The organism is Hoylesella buccalis ATCC 35310 (assembly GCF_025151385.1).
In the GTDB taxonomy this organism is placed as follows: domain Bacteria; phylum Bacteroidota; class Bacteroidia; order Bacteroidales; family Bacteroidaceae; genus Prevotella; species Prevotella buccalis.
Genome location: NZ_CP102287.1, coordinates 2637003 through 2656195, shown reverse-complemented (window position 1 = coordinate 2656195; position 19193 = coordinate 2637003). Strand labels below are relative to the sequence as shown.

Here is a 19193-nt window from a genome sequence, read left to right as displayed (position 1 = left end):
AGTTTCAACCGCTGACCATGGGGCAAATTAGGTCTGATACCCTTTGCGCACAAAGGCAATAAAAACAGGGAGTGCAAGCGTCAATAAAAGCAAAAAACAAAGTACAATATTTTGATTTTCAGCCGATTTAAAGTATCTTTGTCATCATTTAAGAGCATTCGAAATGAAAATAGCATTGATAGGATATGGCAAGATGGGAAAGATGATTGAACAGATTGCCAAGGACAGAGGTCACGAAATCGTGAGCATCATCGACGTACAAAACCAGGAAGATTTTGACAGTGAAGCGTTTGCAAGTGCCGACGTGGCCATCGAATTCACTACGCCAACGGCTGCATACGGCAACTATCTGCGCGCATTCGCACACAATGTGAAGGTGGTGAGCGGGTCTACGGGATGGATGAAAGAGCATGGCGACGATGTGAAGCGCCTGTGCAGCGAAGGCGGACAAACGCTCTTCTGGGCATCAAACTTTAGCTTGGGCGTGGCCATCTTCTCGGCCGTGAACCGTTATCTGGCTAAAATTATGAATGATTTCCCACAATATGAGGTGAAAATAGAGGAAACCCATCATGTTCATAAACTGGATGCACCCTCCGGAACTGCCATCACGCTGGCCGAAGAAATCATCGATGAAATGGGCAGAAAACGCAGTTGGGTGAAAGGAGTGCAGCAGGCGGCTGACGGAAGTACGTCGGGTACGGACGACGTGGCGGCTGACCAGCTGGCCATAGACAGCGTACGCCGTGGCGAAGTGCCAGGCATTCATACCGTGACCTACGACTGTGAGGCCGATAAAATCACCATTTCGCACGATGCACACAATCGCACGGGCTTTGCCTTGGGGGCAGTGTTGGCAGCCGAGTACACCGCAACACACACAGGATTGCTCACCACGAGCGACTTGTTTAGGTTCTAAGCAATCTTATTTTTGAACATTTAAACTTACATCTTGTTATCACCATGATTAATAAACAGAAAGCAAAACTAAATATGAAGGTACAATGGACCAAGTTTATTGTGGTTCTCGCCTTGTATCTTTTGTTTCTATATTGGGTAAAAAGTTGGTGGGGACTGCTAGTGATTCCTTTCATCTACGACGTGTACATCAGCAAAAAGATACGCTGGCAGTGGTGGAAAGACGCCGAGGCACCCGTGCGTTTCGTAATGAGTTGGGTAGACGCGTTGGTGTTCGCATTGGTGGCCGTGTACTTCATCAATCTGTTTGTATTTCAGAATTACGTTATTCCATCGTCCTCTTTAGAGAAATCATTGCTCACTGGAGATTATCTTTTCGTGAGCAAGGTGAGCTACGGTCCGCGCATTCCACAAACCCCATTGACCATGCCGCTTACCCAACACACGCTTCCCATCATCAATACGAAGAGCTATATCGAGTTTCCGCACTGGGACTATCGACGGGTGAAAGGATTGGGTAACGTGAAACTCAACGACATCGTGGTGTTTAATTATCCGGCTGGGGACACCATTTGCACCGAATTGCCGTATCAAACTGAATACTACAGCATGGTGTATGGCTTCGGACAACAGATTTTCGAGCAGAACAACGGGGCGCCCATCGACCTCAACACACTGAACAAGCAGCAACAACACGACTACTTTGAGCAGGTGTATGCACTTGGAAGACAATACGTAGCCAGCAATCCGGTGGAGTTTGGCTCTATCGACAGCCGCCCTACCGACCGCCGCGAAAACTATGTGAAGCGATGTGTTGGACTGCCAGGGCAGACGCTCCAAATCAAAAACCGTATCGTTTACTTGGACGGCAAGCCCAACAAAGAGCCTGACAACGTACAATATACCTATTACATCAAACTGAAGCAGCATATCCCAGACGACCTCATGAAAGAGCTGGGCATATCCATGGAAGACCTTGGCAGCCTGAACCAACGTGGTTGCATGCCGCTGACCAAGGCTACAGCAAAGGCTCTTGCGGCGCGCAAGGACATTGTTGAGAGCATCAGCATCAACACCGATGCCACCGTGGGCGACCTTTATCCGCTGAATGCCGTGACGAATTGGACACGCGACAACTACGGGCCGATATGGATTCCGGCCAAGGGGAAAAGCATCAACCTGGACATGAACAACATCGCTGTGTACGAACGTCCCATCCGCGTGTACGAGAATAACGAGCTGAAGATTAAGAACAACCAGATATACATCAACGGACGACTGGCCAAGAGCTACACCTTCAAAATGGATTACTATTGGATGATGGGCGACAACCGTCACAATTCGGCAGACAGCCGCTACTGGGGATTTGTACCTGAGGACCACATCGTGGGCAAACCTATCTTCATTTGGTGGTCTTCCGACCCTGACCGCAAGGGACTGGGTGGCATCCGTTGGAACCGATTGTTCAACATGGTTGACAACATTAAATAGCAGTATGAACGTCGTCTGACCGCAACAGGCCAGCCGATGATGAGAAACAAAGCATCTCTTTTGCGAAACCTCTTACAATGGATGTTATCCATCGCTGTTTGCACCATAGTCATGTTGGCTATCCGTGCATACGCCTTTACCATCTTTACTGTACCCGATGAGGGGCTCAAGCCAGTGCTTCGAAAGGGTGACAGGGTGTTGGTAAACAGGCTGGCACGCACTGACTTCAAGCGCGGTGAGGTGGTATTGTTCGGACAGCAACAGCAAGCGTTGGGGCAAGTGATGGCACTTCCCGGCGACACCATTACCGTCAAGGGCGAAAAATATCTCATTCCAAACCACTGCAACGCACACTGTCGCTGCGGAACTTGCCAGTACCTGTTGCTGGGAATAGGCCGAAGACAGACGCTGGTTCAGCACGGTGACATCGCCGGAAAGGCTTATTCGCTGTTCAGATGGAAGCGTTGGCCACATTTTGAAAAGCATCATGAATAGCGTTCTTCTTTCATCCACCTACTTTGGTCCCGTGCAGTGGTACCAGAAACTCAATCGTTACGACGTTTGTTACTTGGAAAGTCACGACAATTACGTCAAGCAAACGTACCGCAACCGTTGCAACATCGCCATGACAAACGGCCTTCAGGTGCTGAGCATTCCGGTGGAAAAGTATGATTCCCTCAAATGTCCAATGCGCGATATTCGCATCAGCGACCATGCCAACTGGCGTCATCTGCACTGGAACGCCCTACAATCAGCCTACGGTGAGAGCCCTTTCTTTGAGTATTATGCGGACGACTTACACCCTTTTTTCACGAAGAAATGGACTTTTCTGTACGATTTCAACCTCGAAATCACGATGAAGATGTGCCAATTGTTGGACATCGAACCGAACATACAGGAAACCACTACCTATGTGAACGCTGATGACTTACCCCTGCAGATGCCCCAAATAACAGATCTCAGGGATGCCATTCGCCCCAAACATCCGCTGCCAGACGATGCTTTCACGCCCTGGCCGTACTATCAGGTCTATGCCCGGAAGCATGGATTCATCCCCAACCTTAGCATCCTGGACCTGCTCATGAACATGGGCAACGAGGCCGTTCTCTATCTTTAACCTTTTTCGGAAAGGCATTTTTATCCTTATAAATGAGGATATTTTCTTGTTTCTTGACACCAATTCCCAAAAATTATTCCTATATTTGCCACAGTATTCACTGAAAGGCCTATGAACCTTCGCAAATTGTCAAACAGGAAAAACGCGCTAACCTACCGACAGAAAGTTGCCGGGCTCATGGCTCTGGGGGTCATCGTGGGGCTTGCCGGCCTGTTTGCCTACCTGCTCCGGATGCACACCTATATTATAGGCGACGACCCAGCCGCGTGCGTCAATTGCCACATCATGACACCCTATTACGCCACCTGGTCACACTCGTCGCACGGACGCGACGCCACTTGCAACGACTGCCATGTGCCGCACCAAAACCTTTTCATGAAGTATTACTTCAAGGGAAAAGACGGCATGAAGCACGTCTACTACTTCGTGACCGACGGCGAGGCCCAAACCATCAAGGCAGAAGACGCGTCGGCACGGGTCATCATGGACAACTGCATACGCTGCCACACACAGCTGAACCAGGAATTCGTAAAGACGGGGCGCATGGACTACATGATGGCCAAGCGCGGCGAGGGCCTTGCCTGCTGGGAATGCCACAAGGACGTGCCACACGGGGGCATGAACAGCCTGTCGGGCACGCCCCACGCCGAGACGCAAGTGCCACTGCCCGAATCGCCGGTTCCCTCGTGGCTACAAGGCTTGTTAGACAAGGAAGAGTAAGAATCATAAAATTCAACAGATATGGCTAAACAACTAAAACGCTGGCAAGGATGGCTACTGTTTGGCGGCGCAATGGCCGTCGTCTTCGTACTGGGACTCATCACATCGTCCCTGATGGAACGGAGAGCCGAGGTGGCGAGTATCTTCAACAACCGCCGTACACCCATGACCGACTCGATAGTGGCCCAAAACGAAAAGTTCAAGGCCGACTTCCCGCGCGAATACGAGAGCTGGGCAATGACGGCCGACACGTCATTCACAAGTGAGTTCAATGGCTCGAAAGCCACCGACGAACTGGCCGACCGCCCCGAAATGGTCATCCTGTGGGCCGGATACGCCTTCTCGCAAGAATACAACACACCACGCGGCCACCGTCATGCCATCGAGGACCTGCGCAACATCCTGCGGACAGGGCACCCAGGCATTGACGGCGACGGCGACATGCAGCCGGGTACGTGCTGGACATGCAAAGGACCCGACGTGCCAAGGATGATGCGGGAAATGGGCACTGCCAACTTCTACAAGGCAACCTGGAGCGAGTTGGGCAACCAGATGATGAACAGCATAGGCTGCTCCGACTGCCATGACGCTCGCACCATGGACCTCAAGCCTGCCCGACCCGCCCTGTACGAGGCATGGAACCGCAGAGGGGAAGACGTCAAGAAGGCAACACACCAGGAAATGCGGTCGCTGGTCTGCGCACAATGCCATACCGAATACTACTTCGACAAGCAAACCAATTACCTGTCGTTCCCACAAGACAGCGGCCTTACGGTAGAGGCTGCCGAGGCCTACTACGACAAGACGGGCTTTTACGACTATATCCATCCGCTGAGCAAGACACCCATCTTGAAGGCCCAACATCCCGGGTACGAAATTTTCAAGCAAGGCATCCATGCACAGCGAGGGGTCTCGTGCGCCGACTGCCACATGCCCTACAAGAGCGAGGGAGGCGTGAAATACACCGACCACCACATCACCAGCCCGCTGGCCAACATAGACCGCACTTGCCAGGTGTGCCACCGCCAGAGCGAGAAAGAACTGAGACGGAACGTCTACGACAGGCAACGCATGGCCAGCGAGAAGCGCACAAGACTGGAAAAAGAACTGGCTGCCGCACACATCGAGGCCAAGTTTGCCTGGGACAAGGGTGCTACCGAAAAGGAAATGAAGCCCGTGCTGGCACTCATCCGCAAGAGCCAGTGGCGTTGGGACTACGGCTTTGCTAGCCACGGGGGCAGCTTCCACGCCCCGCAAGAGGTGATGCGCATCTTCAGCGACGGGCTCATCGCCGCACAAGAGGCACGTCTGCAGATTGCAAAGGTGTTGGCACGCCACGGGTTCACGGGCAACGTACCCATGCCCGACCTGTCGACCAAGGCCAAGGCACAAGCATACATAGGACTTGACATGAAGAAGCTGAGAGAGCAAAAACAACGGTTCGTCAATAACATAGTACCCAAGTGGATAGACGACGCCCGCAAGAACCACCGATTCGTGACGAAACCCATGTAGGCAACGTAGAGCAAACCCACTTCATGGGGACAACAGAAAGAGTCACTGCACGCATGCTCCATGCAGTGGCTTTCTTATGCTACCCCTGTGCATAAACATCCTGACACGACAACAGTATGTGGAACAAACCCTGGAAATACAAAGAAGGAATAGCCATTGGCGCAGGACTTGTCATCACCGGCCAACTGCTCCAGCTGACAGCAGGCCCCATAGACTGGAGCGTTTTTGCCTTCCCGGCCAACGCCATCGCACTGGCATGTACCGTACTGGTCCTGGCAACAATCTACGCCCTGCGCCCACACGTCTACCTTTTCCGCTATCTCACCACAACCTATTCGGCCACCACTGCCCTTGGCTTTGCCGCATTGATGACGGTTATCATGGGACTCACCCGGCAGGTTCCAGCCTCCATGCCGGCGACAGACGCTATCGGCCTTACCCGCATGTTGTCGTACTGGCCATTTGTATGGATATACCTTTGGGTCACCATCACGGTGGGGGAGACGGCCATACATCAGCTGTTGTCAATGAAACGGCGCAACATTCCCTCGCTGCTGTGCCACACTGGCCTGCTGCTTGTGCTGGTCACCGCAACACTGGGCAGTGCCGACATGAGGCGCCTGAAGATGATTTGCTACAAGGGACAGCCCGAATGGCGGGCCACAGACGGCCAAATGCGAATGCACGAGCTGCCCATTGCCATCCAGTTGGACAGCTTTACCATCGACCAATACCCGCCCAGGCTGTTGATGGCTGACGCACGGGGCAACGCATTGCCCGAAGGAACCCCTCAGAGCCTGCTGCTCGAGCCATCCCTGAGACAAGGAAAGCTACTGGGATGGGGCATCAAAATAGAGCAGAACATCAGCGAGGCTGCTCCCAAAATTATGGACGCATCGATGCAATACGTGCCGTGGATGTCATCCGGCGCAGTGAGTGCGGTACTCGTTGAAGCCACCTCGCCCGACGGGAAAACCCGCAAGAAAGACTGGATCAGCGACGGAAGCTACCTGTTCCCCAGCCAAACGCTGACCCTAACGGACAGCCTCCGCCTCTTCATGCCACTACGCGAGCCACTACGCTACGCCTCGACCGTGCAAATATTCACAAAGACCGGCAAGTGCGAGACAGCCGAAATAGAAGTTAACAAGCCATTCGCTGTCGATGGATGGAAGATCTACCTGCTGGACTACGACAAACGAATGGGACGCTGGAGCGACGAAAGCACATTCGAACTGGTTGCCGACCCCTGGCTGCCTGCAGTCTACACAGGCATCTGCCTGCTGCTGGCAGGAGCCGTCATGGTTTTCATCACCGCACAAAGAAGAAAGGAGGAACACCCATGACCTGGCACTATTTCTTGGCTTTCGCCATCCTCTCGGCACTGCTATGGGCAGGGGGCGCCTGGGCATCATGGAAGAACAAATCCCGCAGGGCATACACCCTGACGGGTCTAGGCCTGGCCGTTTTCTTCATGTACGTCCTCTGGATGTGGATAACCCTTGACCGCCCACCGCTCCGAACTATGGGGGAAACCCGTCTGTGGTACTCGCTCTTCCTTCCACTGGCTGGCCTCATCGTCTACAGCCGATGGAGATACAAGTGGATACTTCCCCTCTCCACCCTGCTCTCACTCGTCTTCATCTGCATCAACATCCTCAAACCTGAGATACACAGCAAGACGCTGATGCCTGCCCTGCAAAGCCCATGGTTTGCCCCACATGTCATCGTATACATGTTTGCATACGCCCTGCTGGGCGCCGCGTTTGTCATATCGGCCTACCTGCTGTTCATCAAGAGACAGAAGGCCAGCCTGGATGAAATGGACATCTGCGACAATCTGACCTACGTTGGCTGGGCTTTCCTGACAACCGGCATGCTCTTCGGCGCACTGTGGGCAAAAGAAGCCTGGGGACACTACTGGGCATGGGATCCCAAGGAAACGTGGGCCGCGGCCACATGGCTGGCCTATCTGGCCTACATCCACCTGCGACTGGGCGGCAAAGGAAGCTCAAGGACCGCGCTGTGGATACTCGTCATCAACTTCGCGCTGCTGCAGATGTGCTGGTGGGGCATCAATTTCCTGCCGTCGGCACAGGGAGTCAGCATACATACCTATAATATAAATTAAATTTTAGGTTAAAAAACATCATCCCCATGGCTGGCCTATAATTAATGTGTATCTTTGGAACACTGATTACACACCAAAACACTTTGAATGATGAAAAAGAAAAATCTTAGGGTTTCCACCCTTCTGCTGGCAGCAACCTTGCTGACAACATCTTGCATCGGAAGCTTCGGTCTGTTCAACAAGCTGTTGAGTTGGAACAAAACAGCCACGGACAGTAAGTTCCTGAACGAAATCATCTTCCTGATTCTCTCGCCGGCCTACGCCATCTGTGGCACTGCCGATGTCGTGGTACTCAACACCATTGAGTTCTGGACAGGTGACAATCCAATGGCCAATAACGGCAAGACAAAGCAAGTGATGGGACAAGATGGCAGGTACTATGCTGTGAAAACTCTGAAAGACGGCTATGAGATTACGGCACCAACTGGTGAGGTAACGAAGTTCTTGTATGACAAGTCTACCGACTCTTGGTCACAAGTAGCCAACGGAAAGCAAACAGAGTTGTTCCGTTTCAACGAGGATGGAACCATCAAGGCCACCCTGCCAAACGGCAAAAAGATGGATGTTGCTTTGACTGAAGCTGGCGTTTATCAGGTACACATGGCCGTGAATGACGGCACATACTGGGCGATGAAATAAGCTAACACACGGTAAAACGAATATAATACAGGCTGTTTTTGCAGGTAACCCAATGATGTTACTTACAAAAACAGTCTGTTTTACTTTTCACATCCGCTTATATTTAATCGGCTTGTCATTGAAAAATCAACGTGGTAAGCTTGTCCGCTGCCATGATGTCTTGTGCCACTTGTTGTATTTCTTGTGAGGTAACAGCATCGATTTGCTCATACAACCAATTGATATCTTTCTCGTATCCGTAGTGTAGGAAGGTCTTCCCAAAGTCCAAAGCGAAGCTTTCACGATTGTCACAAGCCACGCCAATTTGCCCTTTTATTTGTTTTTTAGCCGCCTTGAGTTGGTAATCAGTCAACGGTTGTTCTATCACTCTATCCAATTCTTTACGCACCAGTCGCTGGCATTTCGGCACATCGTGTAGGTCACAGCCAAAGTATAGGCACCACAATCCCGTGTCTGTGTAGCTCACCATCGAGCTTTCAACGGTATAAACCAACCCATGATGCTCGCGAAGAGACAGGTTGAGGCGGGCATTCATGCCAGGACCACCCAGGATATTGTTCAGCAAATACAGCGGAATCCGCTCGCGATGATGAATGTCATACGCCCGGTTGCCCATCATAACATGCGCCTGATGCGTGTCTTTCTTACGCACAATGACCATTGGGTCATTGCTGTTTGCCCACTGATGCGCATGACTTGATGACATCACAGGCGTTTTTTTCGGCATGTCTGCGGTAGCTTTGGAGAGCAATTTGACGATTTTGTCGAACGAAACATCCCCATCAATGAAGAAAATAGCATTCTCCGGCCGATAAAACTTCTGCGTAAAGCGCTGCGTGTCGGCCGTCATGAAGGAACGAACCGTATCGGTTGTGCCCAAAATATTATGGCCAAGAGGATGACCATGGAAGATGGTATTCTCGAAATCATCGTATATCAAATCGGCGGGAGAGTCGTTATAACTCTCGATTTCATCACAAATCACCTCCTTTTCTCTTGTCAGTTCCGCTTGCGGATAGGTGCTGTGAAACACAATATCCGTCAGGATGTCGATGGCTCGGGCGACATGTTCTTTCAAAATGGCCACATGATATACCGTATCTTCCTTGTTGGTAAAGGCGTTGAGGTCGCCTCCCACACTCTCCAGACTGTTGATGATGTGCCATGAACGGCGCCGCTGCGTCCCTTTGAACGTGGCATGTTCGCAGAAATGAGCCATGCCCTCTTCACCAGGTTCCTCATCCCTTGAACCCACATTGAGTTGATATCCGCAATAAACTACTGACGATTGCGAAGGACGATGAATGATTCGCAGACCGTTATCGAGCACAAAAGTATGATAATTCAGCATGATTTAATTCTTACACAGCTCAGCGTCAAACCTGCATTCTACGAATGCAAGCCTAACCAAGTTAGTGGTTTGCAAAGATAATCAATTTAGACAGATTTAAAATTTAATACTTCTTTTTATTTTGAGTTACTACCTATTTACCGTATATTTGCATGAGCAAAATCAAGTATGTTATGCGTAAGGTAATAGGTATCGGCGAGACTGTGCTCGATATTATTTTCAAAAACGACCAGCCCATCGGGGCTTATCCCGGTGGTTCGACATTCAATGGCCTTATTTCATTGGGGCGATCGGGGGTTCACACCACTTTCATCAGCGAGACAGGCAACGACCGTGTGGGGAACATGATTCGCCGTTTCCTGGAACAGAACGGCGTGGATGCCAGTCATGTAAACACCTTTCCCGACAGCAAATCGCCCATCTCCTTGGCTTTTCTCAATGAGAAGAACGACGCGGAGTACCTTTTTTACAAAGATCACCCTCACGACCAACTCGATTTTGCCTTCCCCGATATCCAACCAGACGATATCGTTATCTTCGGTTCTTACTATGCCGTCAACCCCGTTATCAGACCTCAAGTGATTGGATTGCTCGACTATGCCCGCAATCATGGTGCCATCATCTACTATGATGTCAACTTCCGACCAGCTCATCAGCATGACGTGATGCGCATCACCCCTAATCTGTTGGAGAATTTAGAGTATGCCGACATCGTCAGAGGCAGCAGAGAAGACTTTCAGACATTGTACAAACTTGACGACGCAGCCAAAGTATATCAGGCCGAAATATCATTCTACTGCAAACGATTTATTTACACACAGGGAGCCGAAGCCCTGCAATTGTTCGCAGAAAACAATTTCCACAAGGCTTACCCCGTGCCTGATGAAGCCCCGGTGAGCACCATCGGAGCCGGAGACAACTTCAATGCCGGCGTGTTGTTTGGGCTACTCAAACATGGCATTACGCGCCAAATGCTGGAACAAGGCCTGTCGGAGAAGCAATGGGATCAAGTCATCAGCTACGGTTTACGTTTCGCCTCGGAGAGTTGTAAGAGCATACACAACTATGTTGACACCAGTTTTGCCAACCTGATGAAAGCCGAATTGGCACAAGAATAAGCAGATTTTACCTCATTAATCACATAATAAATTCAAATATGATAGAACTCAAAAATAAAGTCTATTATGTAGGTGTGAACGACCGCAACAAGTCTTTGTTCGAAGGCTTGTGGCCTCTGCCGGCGGGCGTTTCATACAATTCGTACCTGATAGACGATGAAAAAGTGTGCCTTATCGATGCTGTTCAAGTGGATTTCTTCACGCAATTCATCGAAAACCTGCATGAGGTGCTGGGCGACCGACCCATCGATTACCTCGTAGTGAACCACATGGAACCCGACCACAGCGGCTCTTTGGGACTGCTAAAGAAGTACTATCCCAACATCAAAGTCATCGGTAACAAGAAAACGTTCGACCTGCTGGCCGGCTTCTACGGCATCAAAGACCAAACGATTGAAGTGAAACATGGCGAAATGATAGACCTTGGTCATCACAAGTTGAAGTTTTTCATGACGCCCATGGTGCACTGGCCCGAAACGATGATGACGCTCGACGAAACTGACCACATGCTGTTCTCGGGCGATGGCTTTGGGTGTTTCGGCGCATTGAACGGTGGTATACTGGACGAAGAGATAGACACCAGCTGGGCTTGGTTAGAGATGGTGCGCTATTACAGTAACATTGTGGGCAAATATGGCGTACCCGTGCAGAACGCCTTGAAGAAGTTGGCCGACCAACAGATTGATTATATCTGTTCCACCCACGGCCCCGTATGGCATCAGGAGGCATCTAAAGTAGTAGACCTTTATGACCAAATGTCCAAATATGAAACCGATGAAGGCATCGTCATCTGCTACGGAACCATGTATGGCAACACCGAACGCATGGCAGAAACCATCGCCAGGGCAGCCAGTCAGGCCGGCATCAAGAACATTTGCATGTACAACATCTCGAAGACGCACCACTCTTACATCCTTCGTGACATCTTCCGTTACCGTGGATTGATTGTGGGAGCGCCAACTTACAACAACGGCTTGTACCACGAGATGTCCGAACTACTGTCAGAAATAGCCAACCACGACATCAAGAACCATTACATCGGATGGTTTGGCAGCTATGGATGGGCCAGCAAAGCCGTACCCACCATTGCCGAATGGGTAGACACCAAGCTCAAATTTGAGCCTGTGGGAACGCCCGTAGAAATGAAACAAGCCATGTCAAAGGACGTACGCAGCCAGTGCGAAGAACTGGGAAAGGCCATGGCAGAACGCCTGAAAGCTGACCGTAAATAGTGTTGTTTAGGCCATTTCCATAGACCCATGACTTCTTGTTATCATGGGTCTATGGATTTTTTCTTTTACCGATAGGTTGTCCTTCATCGGCCTATCGCACAGCAACGCATACAAAAGAACAGGCGAATACTTCGTTTTTACCCAGACAGAACACACCGAACGCAGACTAACTCACATTGTCATTTCTTTTAACAACAGCCCCTTTCTCCTTGCATTATTCACAACCAACCAACCTCTTGGGCGCAAATACGCGAATTATGAGCAAATTTCATAACTCACAGATACACATTATGTTACGCAAAAATCGACGTCATTAAACTTTTAAAGATGACATTTAGAGGTATAAAGGCATTGAGTTTGCAGCACAAACTCAATGCTTTTGCACCACAAACCCATGCTAATTGGCGTCCAAAAGGGTGTGAAAAACGAGACTATCGCTATGCTTTATAGTCTAAAAACGGTTTTTCTTGATTTTCAAAACCGTAAAAGTACGCCGTTTCATCGGTTGTCTTTTCTACCTCAGGAGTTTACAAAAGCCATTTTTTTGTCATTTTTCAGGACAAAAAGAAGGGAATTTGATTATTCCTGGTCGAGCCACTTGCAAGGCTTACCCGTACGAAGCAGCATGGAATGCTGGACCTGCATGCCACGCAAAAGCAATGCCGCATCCTCAAAAAGGATGCGGCAACTATGGTTGTGAAGAGTTTGATCTTGCTTCTTAAAGAATGAGATGATTGTGGAAAACAATTCGCCATCTCGGGTAGATTCATGGAAACATTCCTGGAAAATTAAGCTAAATCAACATGATTTACCTGTATTTTTTCATGCAAAAACACTTGGGCTTGCTCTTGAAAACGCATGGGGTTTTCGGTTGTAAAGTATTGGCAAGTACCGGTTTTCGTACACTTTTCGTTCATTTCGGGGTGGCGTTTCAGATAGTCTTTCAAGCTATTGGCCACATATTCGCCTTGTGCGATGATGCGAACACCAGGGCGTTTGTACTTCTTTATCTTGGGCATGAGCAGCGGATAGTGCGTACAGCCCAAGATAATCGTATCGATAAGGGGATCTTTCTGTGCTAACGCATCCAGTCGCTTCTTGACAAAATAGTCGGCTCCAGGACTGTCTGCCTCGTTGTATTCAACCAATGGAACCCAGAAAGGGCAGGCAATTCCTGAAACTTGTATATCGGGAAAAAACTTTTTTATCTCGAGTTGGTAGCTCTCACTCTTCACCGTTCCTTCGGTAGCCAGCAGACCTACATGACGAGTAGTGGTGAGACTGCCAATAACTTCGGCCGTTGGACGAATCACGCCCAGCACCCTTCTGTTGTGATCGAGCGAGGGTAAATCATGCTGCTGGATGGTTCTCAGCGCCTTAGCCGACGCGGTATTACACCCCAAGATGACGAGATGGCACCCCATTTCGAAAAGTTTGATTACGGCTTGCCGTGTAAATTCGTACACCACATCGAACGAACGCATTCCATAAGGCGCACGCGCGTTGTCGCCCAGATACACATAATCGTATTCGGGCAGCAACTGACGGATGCCATGAAGGATGGTCAGTCCGCCATAACCGGAGTCGAACACCCCGATGGGGCCTGGCGTTTGAGGCAGCTGAGTCATAGGGTGTCTGCTGCGATTACTTGCCTCCTCGTGCCAAGAGACTCAGCACGGCGTCATTGAGGTTGTCGCCGTAAGCCATATCTATATAAGGCACAGCATCGCCATCGGCGTTCAGTATGAAGGCGTAACCACGCTCCTGGCCCAACTTTCGTATGGCACTGAGCACCTTTCCCTTGACAGGTGCCATGGCATCTTGTTCGGCTTGTGCCAGCAACCGTTGGGCTTCTTTCTTAAAAGCGATGTTCTTTTCCATCATATCTTGCAGTTCGGCTTGGCGTTTCTGCATAATGGTTGGTGCGAAATCACGTTGACCATCGAGAAATTCTTCATATTTTTTATTGAACTCATCCTCCGACCTTTTGGTTTCAGCCTCATACTTTACGCGCAGGTCAGCAATGTTTTTCTGAGCCGTAGCATACTCAGGAACGGCTTTCATCAAGGTGCTTAAGTTGAAATAACCAAACTTCGGCAGCATTTGTTGGGCCTGTGCCACGAAGGGCATCATCAATAAAAATAGAAATAAGAGTTGCTTTTTCATCATCCTATGATTTATGTTGTTATTATCGGAGGGCTGTGTTTCCCTCCTCTTCTTGATTCTTTCATGCGGTATTCCGGCACAAGTAATGGCCATATGCCGTATGAAAAAAGCAGAAAAGAGTTAGCAAACAATTGTCTGTGTCTTGCACATCAGCCCTTGTCTGCCAACTCCTTTTCTGTTTAATTGTAAGTTTTCTCCTAGTTGACGCTTCCCATCAATTGGTTCTTTCAATGTTGATGAACCTTAGGAAGCGTGACGGAACACTTCAAATTACTTTGTCTTGGCCAACTCAGCCTTTACCTTTGCAGTGACATCTTCGCTCAGCGTCTGACTGATGTAAGGGATGCCGGATGTGATGTCCATGATGTAAACATAGTTTCCTGCCTTTCCTACGGCCTGAATGGCGTTGACCAATTTAGCCGTGATAGGCTGCATCTTGTCTTGTTGAGCCTTCTGCAAAGCCTGTGAGTTGTCGTTGTAGGCCGTGCGAATCTTCTCATTCAGCTTCATCAACTCTTCCTCTGTCTCCTTTTGCTTCGTGGCATTCATGGTCGACTTTGTCTTCTCATATTCCTCAGCCTTGCGCTGCAATTCGTCTTGCATGGCCTTCAAATCATTCTCATACTGCTTGGCAGTGGCTTCAATCTCGCCGCGTGCCTTCACAAATTCAGGCATATCGTTCATTACCTGCTGTGAGTTCAGATGACCAAACTTTTGTGCAAACAGTGACATTGGTGCAAACAGCATCAACATTAAAATAAGCTTTTTCATTTTCTTTTGTTCTTTATTTGATTAATTATTAATTCTAATAACCCAGTTTCTGCAACACTTCGTTGCTGATGTCTATCTTCGGTGAGCCGAAGATAATACCCGAATTGGACGCACGATCAACGACCAATGAGTACCCACGCAATTCGGATATATCCCTTACGGCGTTGTATATCTCTTCTTGGATGGGGCTCATCAGGCTCTCACGCTTCTTAAACAGTTCGCCTTCTGGCCCGAAATACTTGCGTTTCAGCTCGCTGGCGGCCTTCTCTTTCTTCATGATTTGTTCCTGTCGAGCCTTCTTTTGCTCTTGCGAAAGAAACACTACCTCGTTCTGATAGTTCTTATACATCGTGGTTGCTTCTGTATTCAGCGCCTCCACCTCAGCCTGCCATTTCTTGCTTACCTGGTTCAATTGTTCATTGGCACGCTCGTATGCGGGGATATTCTTCAGCACATACTCCATGTCAACCAGTGCGAATTTTTGCGCACCGATGCCTAATGTTGCCATCAACATTAAGCTCATCAATATTATTTTCTTCATCAGCTCTCCTTTATTTTAATTGTATTATTAGATGGACGTTGTGAAATGTCCTTTCGTTTAGCTATTAAAGAGTATTTAACCCCTGGCAAACCAGTTTTAACTTCCTTAAAATTCTTGACCGAGAATGAAGTGGAATTGACTGCCACCTTTCTTTCCAAACACTTTATCAAAGCCGTAGGCCCAGTCGATACCCATCAAGCCCACCATGGGAAGGAAGATGCGTACGCCAAGTCCGGCACTACGTTTCATGTCGAAGGGATTGAACTTTCGAGTGTCATCCCAAGCGTTTCCGGCCTCAATGAAGCCCAGTCCATAGATGGTGGTGTTACCTAAGAGGAATGGATAACGAAGCTCCAGCGACATACGGTCGTATGCATAACCCTCGTATCCGTAAGGTGTCAGCGAGCCGTTTTCATAGCCACGCAGTCCAATGGTTTCCTCCGCATAGCCGGTAGAATAGCCACTCATGCCGTCACCACCCACATAGTAGGTCTCAAAGGGTGATTTCTTAAACCGATTATAACTGCCCAAGAGTCCTAATTCCACACGCGTCATCAAGACAAAACACTTCTGTCCGCCTGACAAAGCCGTATACGTCTTGGCCTTGAACTTCCACTTATGGTACTCAACCCATTTGTATTTCTCCTGTTGTTCGGCCAGGAAAGTACTCGATTGGCGGTTCAGTGCCAAGTTCTCATAGTCTTTCTTGTCCCACTTAGACCATGGTGGTGTGAGCGAAACCGATGCCGTAAACTCCGATCCACGACGTGGGTAAAGCTGGTTGTCCGTTGAGGTACGATTGATAGAGATGTTCAAGTTCAAGTTGTTGGCATTACCGGTCGTCATCAAGAAGTACTTCCAGTTTTTCAACATATAGCGTGTATAGGCGAGCTGAACCGACAGCGTGAAGTAGTCGTCAGGCCATCTCAGTCGCTTACCCCAACCCAGACTGGCTCCAAACATTTTGATGTAGGTGTCAGGGTCAAGGTAGTTTTCGTAATTATTGTAAGCATAGCTTCCGTACCCATACATGTAATTCATGTAATTGTTGCGCCATGAGCTGTTGTAAAAATTGGTGGACACATCCGTTGACTTTGAAAAATAAGCACCTACAGAGAATTGGGTAGGTCGCTTACCTCCAAACCAGTTGGTTGAATAGTTCATGTTGTACGACTGATAAAAACGGCCGTTGGTCTGCACACCCAATGACAACACCTCACCATCTCCAATGGGCAAGATTCCTCGTCGCTCACTGTTTTTATTGAAAAGGTTGCGGATAGAGAAGTTATTCAGCTTCAATCCTACACGTCCAATCAAACCATTTTGTCCCCAACCGAGTGAGAATTCTATCTGGTCATTGCTCTTTTGTTCAAGGTTCCAGTTGATGTCTACGGTTCCATTCTCTGGGTCTGGCTTCACATCTGGATTCACCTTTTCCGGGTCAAAGTGTCCCATGGATGCCAATTCACGTGCCGATCGCATGAGTGCCTCTTTGGAGAAGAGGTCGCCCGGCTTAGTCTTTAGCTCGCGACGCACCACATTTTCGTACAGTCGGTCGTTACCATTAATACGCACATGATTGAGTCTTGCCTGCTGATTCTCGGTGATACGCATCTCCAGGTCAATGGAGTCGCCCACGATGTTCACCTCCGTTGGCTGCAAGTTGTAGAACAAATAACCATTGTTCCAATACTTATTACCCACGGCATCATCATCTTCAGTCAGACGTTTAGACATCAAAGTCTGATTATACACATCCCCTTTCTTCATGCCCAGCAAAGCATTCAGATAGTCAGTAGCGTACACCGTGTTGCCCACCCACGTGATATTGCGGAGGTAATACTTGGTTCCTTCATCCACTTTTACCAGGATGTTGACGTGCTTGTCATCCACATTCCACACGCTGTCTTCAAGAATCACAGCATCACGGAACCCGTATTCATTGTATTTTTTGATGAGATTGCGCTTATCTTCCTTCCATCTTTCGGGCGTATACTTCTTTGATTTGAAGATATTGCCAAACTTTCCCGACTCATGAATCTTCTTAAAGGCACCCTTGGTGAATAGGGAACCCTTGATTTTCTTGTCGCTGAGCGCCTCATTGCCAACAATCTCGATGTGCCGAACGCGCATCTTTGCCTTCTTGTCCACGATGACATCCAGAATCACACTGTTCTTGTTGGACACGTCATCCCGCTGCATAATGTCGATGTCGGCATTGTTAAACCCCTTGTCATCAAAGTATTTCTTGGCCAAAAACTTCGCTCTACTAATGGTATTAGGTGTTACTTGTCCTCCTTTGAGCAACCCCAACTTCGTCTCCATGGCTTCGCGTTCCGACTTTTTCAGTCCGATATAATTGATTTCAGACACGCGTGGCAGCGTTTGCAGATAGATGTTCAGATAAATCTTGTTACCTACAATGGAGTCGGCCGATATCGAAACGTCGGAAAACAAACCATGCTTCCAATAGCGTTTCACGGCATCTGTAATGTCATTACCAGGCACCGTGATGGTCTGTCCCACCGATAAGCCGGAGATACCCGACAGCATATAGTCTTCATACCCCTGCACACCAGACACGGCAATGCCCCCAATGACTACTGTCCGAGGCGTTCCTGCGTAATTGATGTCAGGATGTATAATCTTATCTTGTGCATGAACGGTCACCCCACAGGTGATTGCCGTCGCTACCATCAACACCTTATATATATGATTCATCTTGTTGAATTATTATCAATCTTAATCTGGTCTTCTATCTGACGCTCCGTCTTTCCAAACCGTCGCTGCCTACCTTGGTAGTCCATGATGGCTCTGTGCAGGTCAGCCTCGTTGAAGTCGGGCCAATAGGTATCGCAGAAATACAATTCCGAATAGGCTATTTGCCACAACAGAAAGTTGGAAACACGTAATTCACCGCCCGTCCTGATGAGCAAATCAGGGTCGGGCATGAAAGCTGTTTCCAGATGTTGACCCACCAATTCCTCATTAACGTCATCTGCATGAACACGTCCTGCCTGCACAGCCGACACGATGTTTTGCAGGGCATGGGTCATTTCCCACCGTGCCGAATAGCTCAGAGCCACCACCATGGTCATGGCTGAGTTGGCTGCGGTATGCTCCTCCGTCTCCCGAAGTTTCGCTCTCACACTTTCTGGTAAACGCTTGACGTCGCCAATTACTCGAAAGCGGACATTGTTCTTCATGAAGATTTCGTCTTCCAATGAGCTCAACACCAAGCCCATGAGAGCCGACACCTCATCTTCCGGCCTGTTCCAGTTCTCCGTAGAGAAAGTGTACAGCGTGAGGTACTCAACGCCCAACCGGACACATTCTGACGTGATTCGGCGCACTGTTTCCACGCCTGCCTGGTGTCCGAAGCTGCGTTCCTTGCCGCGTTCAGCTGCCCAACGCCCATTACCATCCATGATGATGGCGACATGTGTCGGGATACGTTTCATGTCCAGTTCGTTATTCATCGTT

Annotated in this window: 19 protein-coding genes; 12 read left to right on the top strand and 7 right to left on the bottom strand. The window is 49.1% G+C overall.

The features are described from left to right. Positions 1-163 precede the first annotated feature (163 nt). The 9 genes from dapB to NQ518_RS10910 all read left to right on the top strand — a co-directional run bounded on the left by dapB (position 164) and on the right by NQ518_RS10910 (position 8531). Positions 164-919: a 4-hydroxy-tetrahydrodipicolinate reductase gene (gene dapB / locus NQ518_RS10950; RefSeq protein WP_227961910.1), complete on the top strand. Its 756-nt coding sequence runs from the start codon at positions 164-166 to the stop codon at positions 917-919. 44 nt (positions 920-963) lie between these two features. After that, positions 964-2409, top strand: a complete 1446-nt coding sequence (lepB, locus tag NQ518_RS10945; protein WP_227961913.1) for a signal peptidase I — start codon at positions 964-966, stop codon at positions 2407-2409. A 36-nt stretch (positions 2410-2445) separates the two neighbouring features. After that, the gene (gene lepB, locus NQ518_RS10940; RefSeq protein WP_102696253.1) at positions 2446-2904 is read left to right on the top strand and encodes a signal peptidase I; all 459 of its coding nucleotides are present in this window, start codon (positions 2446-2448) and stop codon (positions 2902-2904) included. Next, positions 2897-3526, top strand: a complete 630-nt coding sequence (locus NQ518_RS10935; RefSeq protein WP_227208249.1) for a WbqC family protein — start codon at positions 2897-2899, stop codon at positions 3524-3526. The genes lepB (NQ518_RS10940) and NQ518_RS10935 overlap by 8 nt, the downstream gene beginning before the upstream one ends. A 111-nt stretch (positions 3527-3637) precedes the next feature. Continuing rightward, on the top strand, positions 3638-4246 hold the full coding sequence (gene nrfH / locus NQ518_RS10930) for a cytochrome c nitrite reductase small subunit (protein ID WP_227208247.1): 609 nt from the start codon (positions 3638-3640) through the stop codon (positions 4244-4246). A gap of 21 nt (positions 4247-4267) precedes the next feature. Continuing rightward, on the top strand, positions 4268-5761 hold the full coding sequence (nrfA, locus tag NQ518_RS10925; RefSeq protein ID WP_227208245.1) for an ammonia-forming cytochrome c nitrite reductase: 1494 nt from the start codon (positions 4268-4270) through the stop codon (positions 5759-5761). Positions 5762-5877: 116 nt separating this feature from the next. Further along, complete coding sequence (locus NQ518_RS10920; RefSeq protein ID WP_227208243.1) at positions 5878-7107, top strand: cytochrome c biogenesis protein ResB; 1230 nt, start codon at positions 5878-5880, stop codon at positions 7105-7107. After that, positions 7104-7892: a cytochrome c biogenesis protein CcsA gene (ccsA, locus tag NQ518_RS10915; protein ID WP_227961916.1), complete on the top strand. Its 789-nt coding sequence runs from the start codon at positions 7104-7106 to the stop codon at positions 7890-7892. Before NQ518_RS10920 ends, ccsA begins: the two co-directional genes overlap by 4 nt. Before the next feature lie 87 nt (positions 7893-7979). Beyond that, positions 7980-8531: a DUF3332 domain-containing protein gene (locus NQ518_RS10910; RefSeq protein ID WP_374211115.1), complete on the top strand. Its 552-nt coding sequence runs from the start codon at positions 7980-7982 to the stop codon at positions 8529-8531. A 115-nt stretch (positions 8532-8646) separates the two neighbouring features. Here the strand turns inward: NQ518_RS10910 and NQ518_RS10905 are convergent, their stop codons facing one another. Next, positions 8647-9882, bottom strand: a complete 1236-nt coding sequence (locus NQ518_RS10905; protein ID WP_227961918.1) for a M16 family metallopeptidase — start codon at positions 9880-9882, stop codon at positions 8647-8649. A gap of 173 nt (positions 9883-10055) precedes the next feature. Here NQ518_RS10905 and NQ518_RS10900 point away from each other — a divergent pair, with 173 nt between their 5' ends. The 3 genes from NQ518_RS10900 (at position 10056) to NQ518_RS10890 (ending at position 12954) form a co-directional block, all read left to right on the top strand. Continuing rightward, the gene (locus tag NQ518_RS10900) at positions 10056-11000 is read left to right on the top strand and encodes a carbohydrate kinase family protein (protein ID WP_227961920.1); all 945 of its coding nucleotides are present in this window, start codon (positions 10056-10058) and stop codon (positions 10998-11000) included. A gap of 38 nt (positions 11001-11038) precedes the next feature. Beyond that, positions 11039-12232, top strand: a complete 1194-nt coding sequence (locus tag NQ518_RS10895) for an FprA family A-type flavoprotein (RefSeq protein WP_227961922.1) — start codon at positions 11039-11041, stop codon at positions 12230-12232. Positions 12233-12699: 467 nt separating this feature from the next. Further along, a complete protein-coding gene (locus tag NQ518_RS10890) occupies positions 12700-12954 on the top strand; it encodes a hypothetical protein (RefSeq protein ID WP_227961924.1) in 255 nt (84 codons plus the stop codon). Positions 12955-13020: 66 nt separating this feature from the next. On the opposite strand, the gene murI is transcribed toward NQ518_RS10890, so the two are convergent. From murI to NQ518_RS10860, 6 genes are all read right to left on the bottom strand, one after another. After that, on the bottom strand, positions 13021-13860 hold the full coding sequence (murI, locus tag NQ518_RS10885) for a glutamate racemase (protein WP_227206325.1): 840 nt from the start codon (positions 13858-13860) through the stop codon (positions 13021-13023). Between the two features lie 16 nt (positions 13861-13876). Further along, complete coding sequence (locus NQ518_RS10880; protein ID WP_227206406.1) at positions 13877-14398, bottom strand: OmpH family outer membrane protein; 522 nt, start codon at positions 14396-14398, stop codon at positions 13877-13879. A gap of 270 nt (positions 14399-14668) precedes the next feature. Further along, positions 14669-15169: an OmpH/Skp family outer membrane protein gene (locus tag NQ518_RS10875; RefSeq protein ID WP_227206327.1), complete on the bottom strand. Its 501-nt coding sequence runs from the start codon at positions 15167-15169 to the stop codon at positions 14669-14671. Positions 15170-15203: 34 nt separating this feature from the next. Next, positions 15204-15710 carry an OmpH/Skp family outer membrane protein gene (locus tag NQ518_RS10870; protein ID WP_227206329.1) on the bottom strand — a complete coding sequence of 169 codons (507 nt, stop codon included), beginning with the start codon at positions 15708-15710 and terminating at the stop codon, positions 15204-15206. Positions 15711-15815: 105 nt separating this feature from the next. Further along, the gene (locus NQ518_RS10865; RefSeq protein ID WP_227206331.1) at positions 15816-18431 is read right to left on the bottom strand and encodes a BamA/OMP85 family outer membrane protein; all 2616 of its coding nucleotides are present in this window, start codon (positions 18429-18431) and stop codon (positions 15816-15818) included. After that, entirely contained in the window at positions 18428-19189 is a 762-nt protein-coding gene (locus tag NQ518_RS10860) for an isoprenyl transferase (RefSeq protein WP_227962365.1), read from the bottom strand. Before NQ518_RS10860 ends, NQ518_RS10865 begins: the two co-directional genes overlap by 4 nt. Positions 19190-19193 lie beyond the last annotated feature (4 nt).

Excerpts from the sequence above, each read along its gene's own strand:
- dapB (WP_227961910.1), top strand. The coding sequence starts at position 164 with ATGAAAATAGCATTGATAGGATATGGCAAGATGGGAAAGATGATTGAA.
- lepB (WP_227961913.1), top strand. The coding sequence starts at position 964 with ATGATTAATAAACAGAAAGCAAAACTAAATATGAAGGTACAATGGACC.
- lepB (WP_102696253.1), top strand. The coding sequence starts at position 2,446 with ATGATGAGAAACAAAGCATCTCTTTTGCGAAACCTCTTACAATGGATG.
- NQ518_RS10935 (WP_227208249.1), top strand. The coding sequence starts at position 2,897 with ATGAATAGCGTTCTTCTTTCATCCACCTACTTTGGTCCCGTGCAGTGG.
- nrfH (WP_227208247.1), top strand. The coding sequence starts at position 3,638 with ATGAACCTTCGCAAATTGTCAAACAGGAAAAACGCGCTAACCTACCGA.
- nrfA (WP_227208245.1), top strand. The coding sequence starts at position 4,268 with ATGGCTAAACAACTAAAACGCTGGCAAGGATGGCTACTGTTTGGCGGC.
- NQ518_RS10920 (WP_227208243.1), top strand. The coding sequence starts at position 5,878 with ATGTGGAACAAACCCTGGAAATACAAAGAAGGAATAGCCATTGGCGCA.
- ccsA (WP_227961916.1), top strand. The coding sequence starts at position 7,104 with ATGACCTGGCACTATTTCTTGGCTTTCGCCATCCTCTCGGCACTGCTA.
- NQ518_RS10910 (WP_374211115.1), top strand. The coding sequence starts at position 7,980 with ATGATGAAAAAGAAAAATCTTAGGGTTTCCACCCTTCTGCTGGCAGCA.
- NQ518_RS10905 (WP_227961918.1), bottom strand. The coding sequence starts at position 9,882 with ATGCTGAATTATCATACTTTTGTGCTCGATAACGGTCTGCGAATCATT.
- NQ518_RS10900 (WP_227961920.1), top strand. The coding sequence starts at position 10,056 with ATGCGTAAGGTAATAGGTATCGGCGAGACTGTGCTCGATATTATTTTC.
- NQ518_RS10895 (WP_227961922.1), top strand. The coding sequence starts at position 11,039 with ATGATAGAACTCAAAAATAAAGTCTATTATGTAGGTGTGAACGACCGC.
- murI (WP_227206325.1), bottom strand. The coding sequence starts at position 13,860 with ATGACTCAGCTGCCTCAAACGCCAGGCCCCATCGGGGTGTTCGACTCC.
- NQ518_RS10880 (WP_227206406.1), bottom strand. The coding sequence starts at position 14,398 with ATGAAAAAGCAACTCTTATTTCTATTTTTATTGATGATGCCCTTCGTG.
- NQ518_RS10875 (WP_227206327.1), bottom strand. The coding sequence starts at position 15,169 with ATGAAAAAGCTTATTTTAATGTTGATGCTGTTTGCACCAATGTCACTG.
- NQ518_RS10870 (WP_227206329.1), bottom strand. The coding sequence starts at position 15,710 with ATGAAGAAAATAATATTGATGAGCTTAATGTTGATGGCAACATTAGGC.
- NQ518_RS10865 (WP_227206331.1), bottom strand. The coding sequence starts at position 18,431 with ATGAATCATATATATAAGGTGTTGATGGTAGCGACGGCAATCACCTGT.
- NQ518_RS10860 (WP_227962365.1), bottom strand. The coding sequence starts at position 19,189 with ATGAATAACGAACTGGACATGAAACGTATCCCGACACATGTCGCCATC.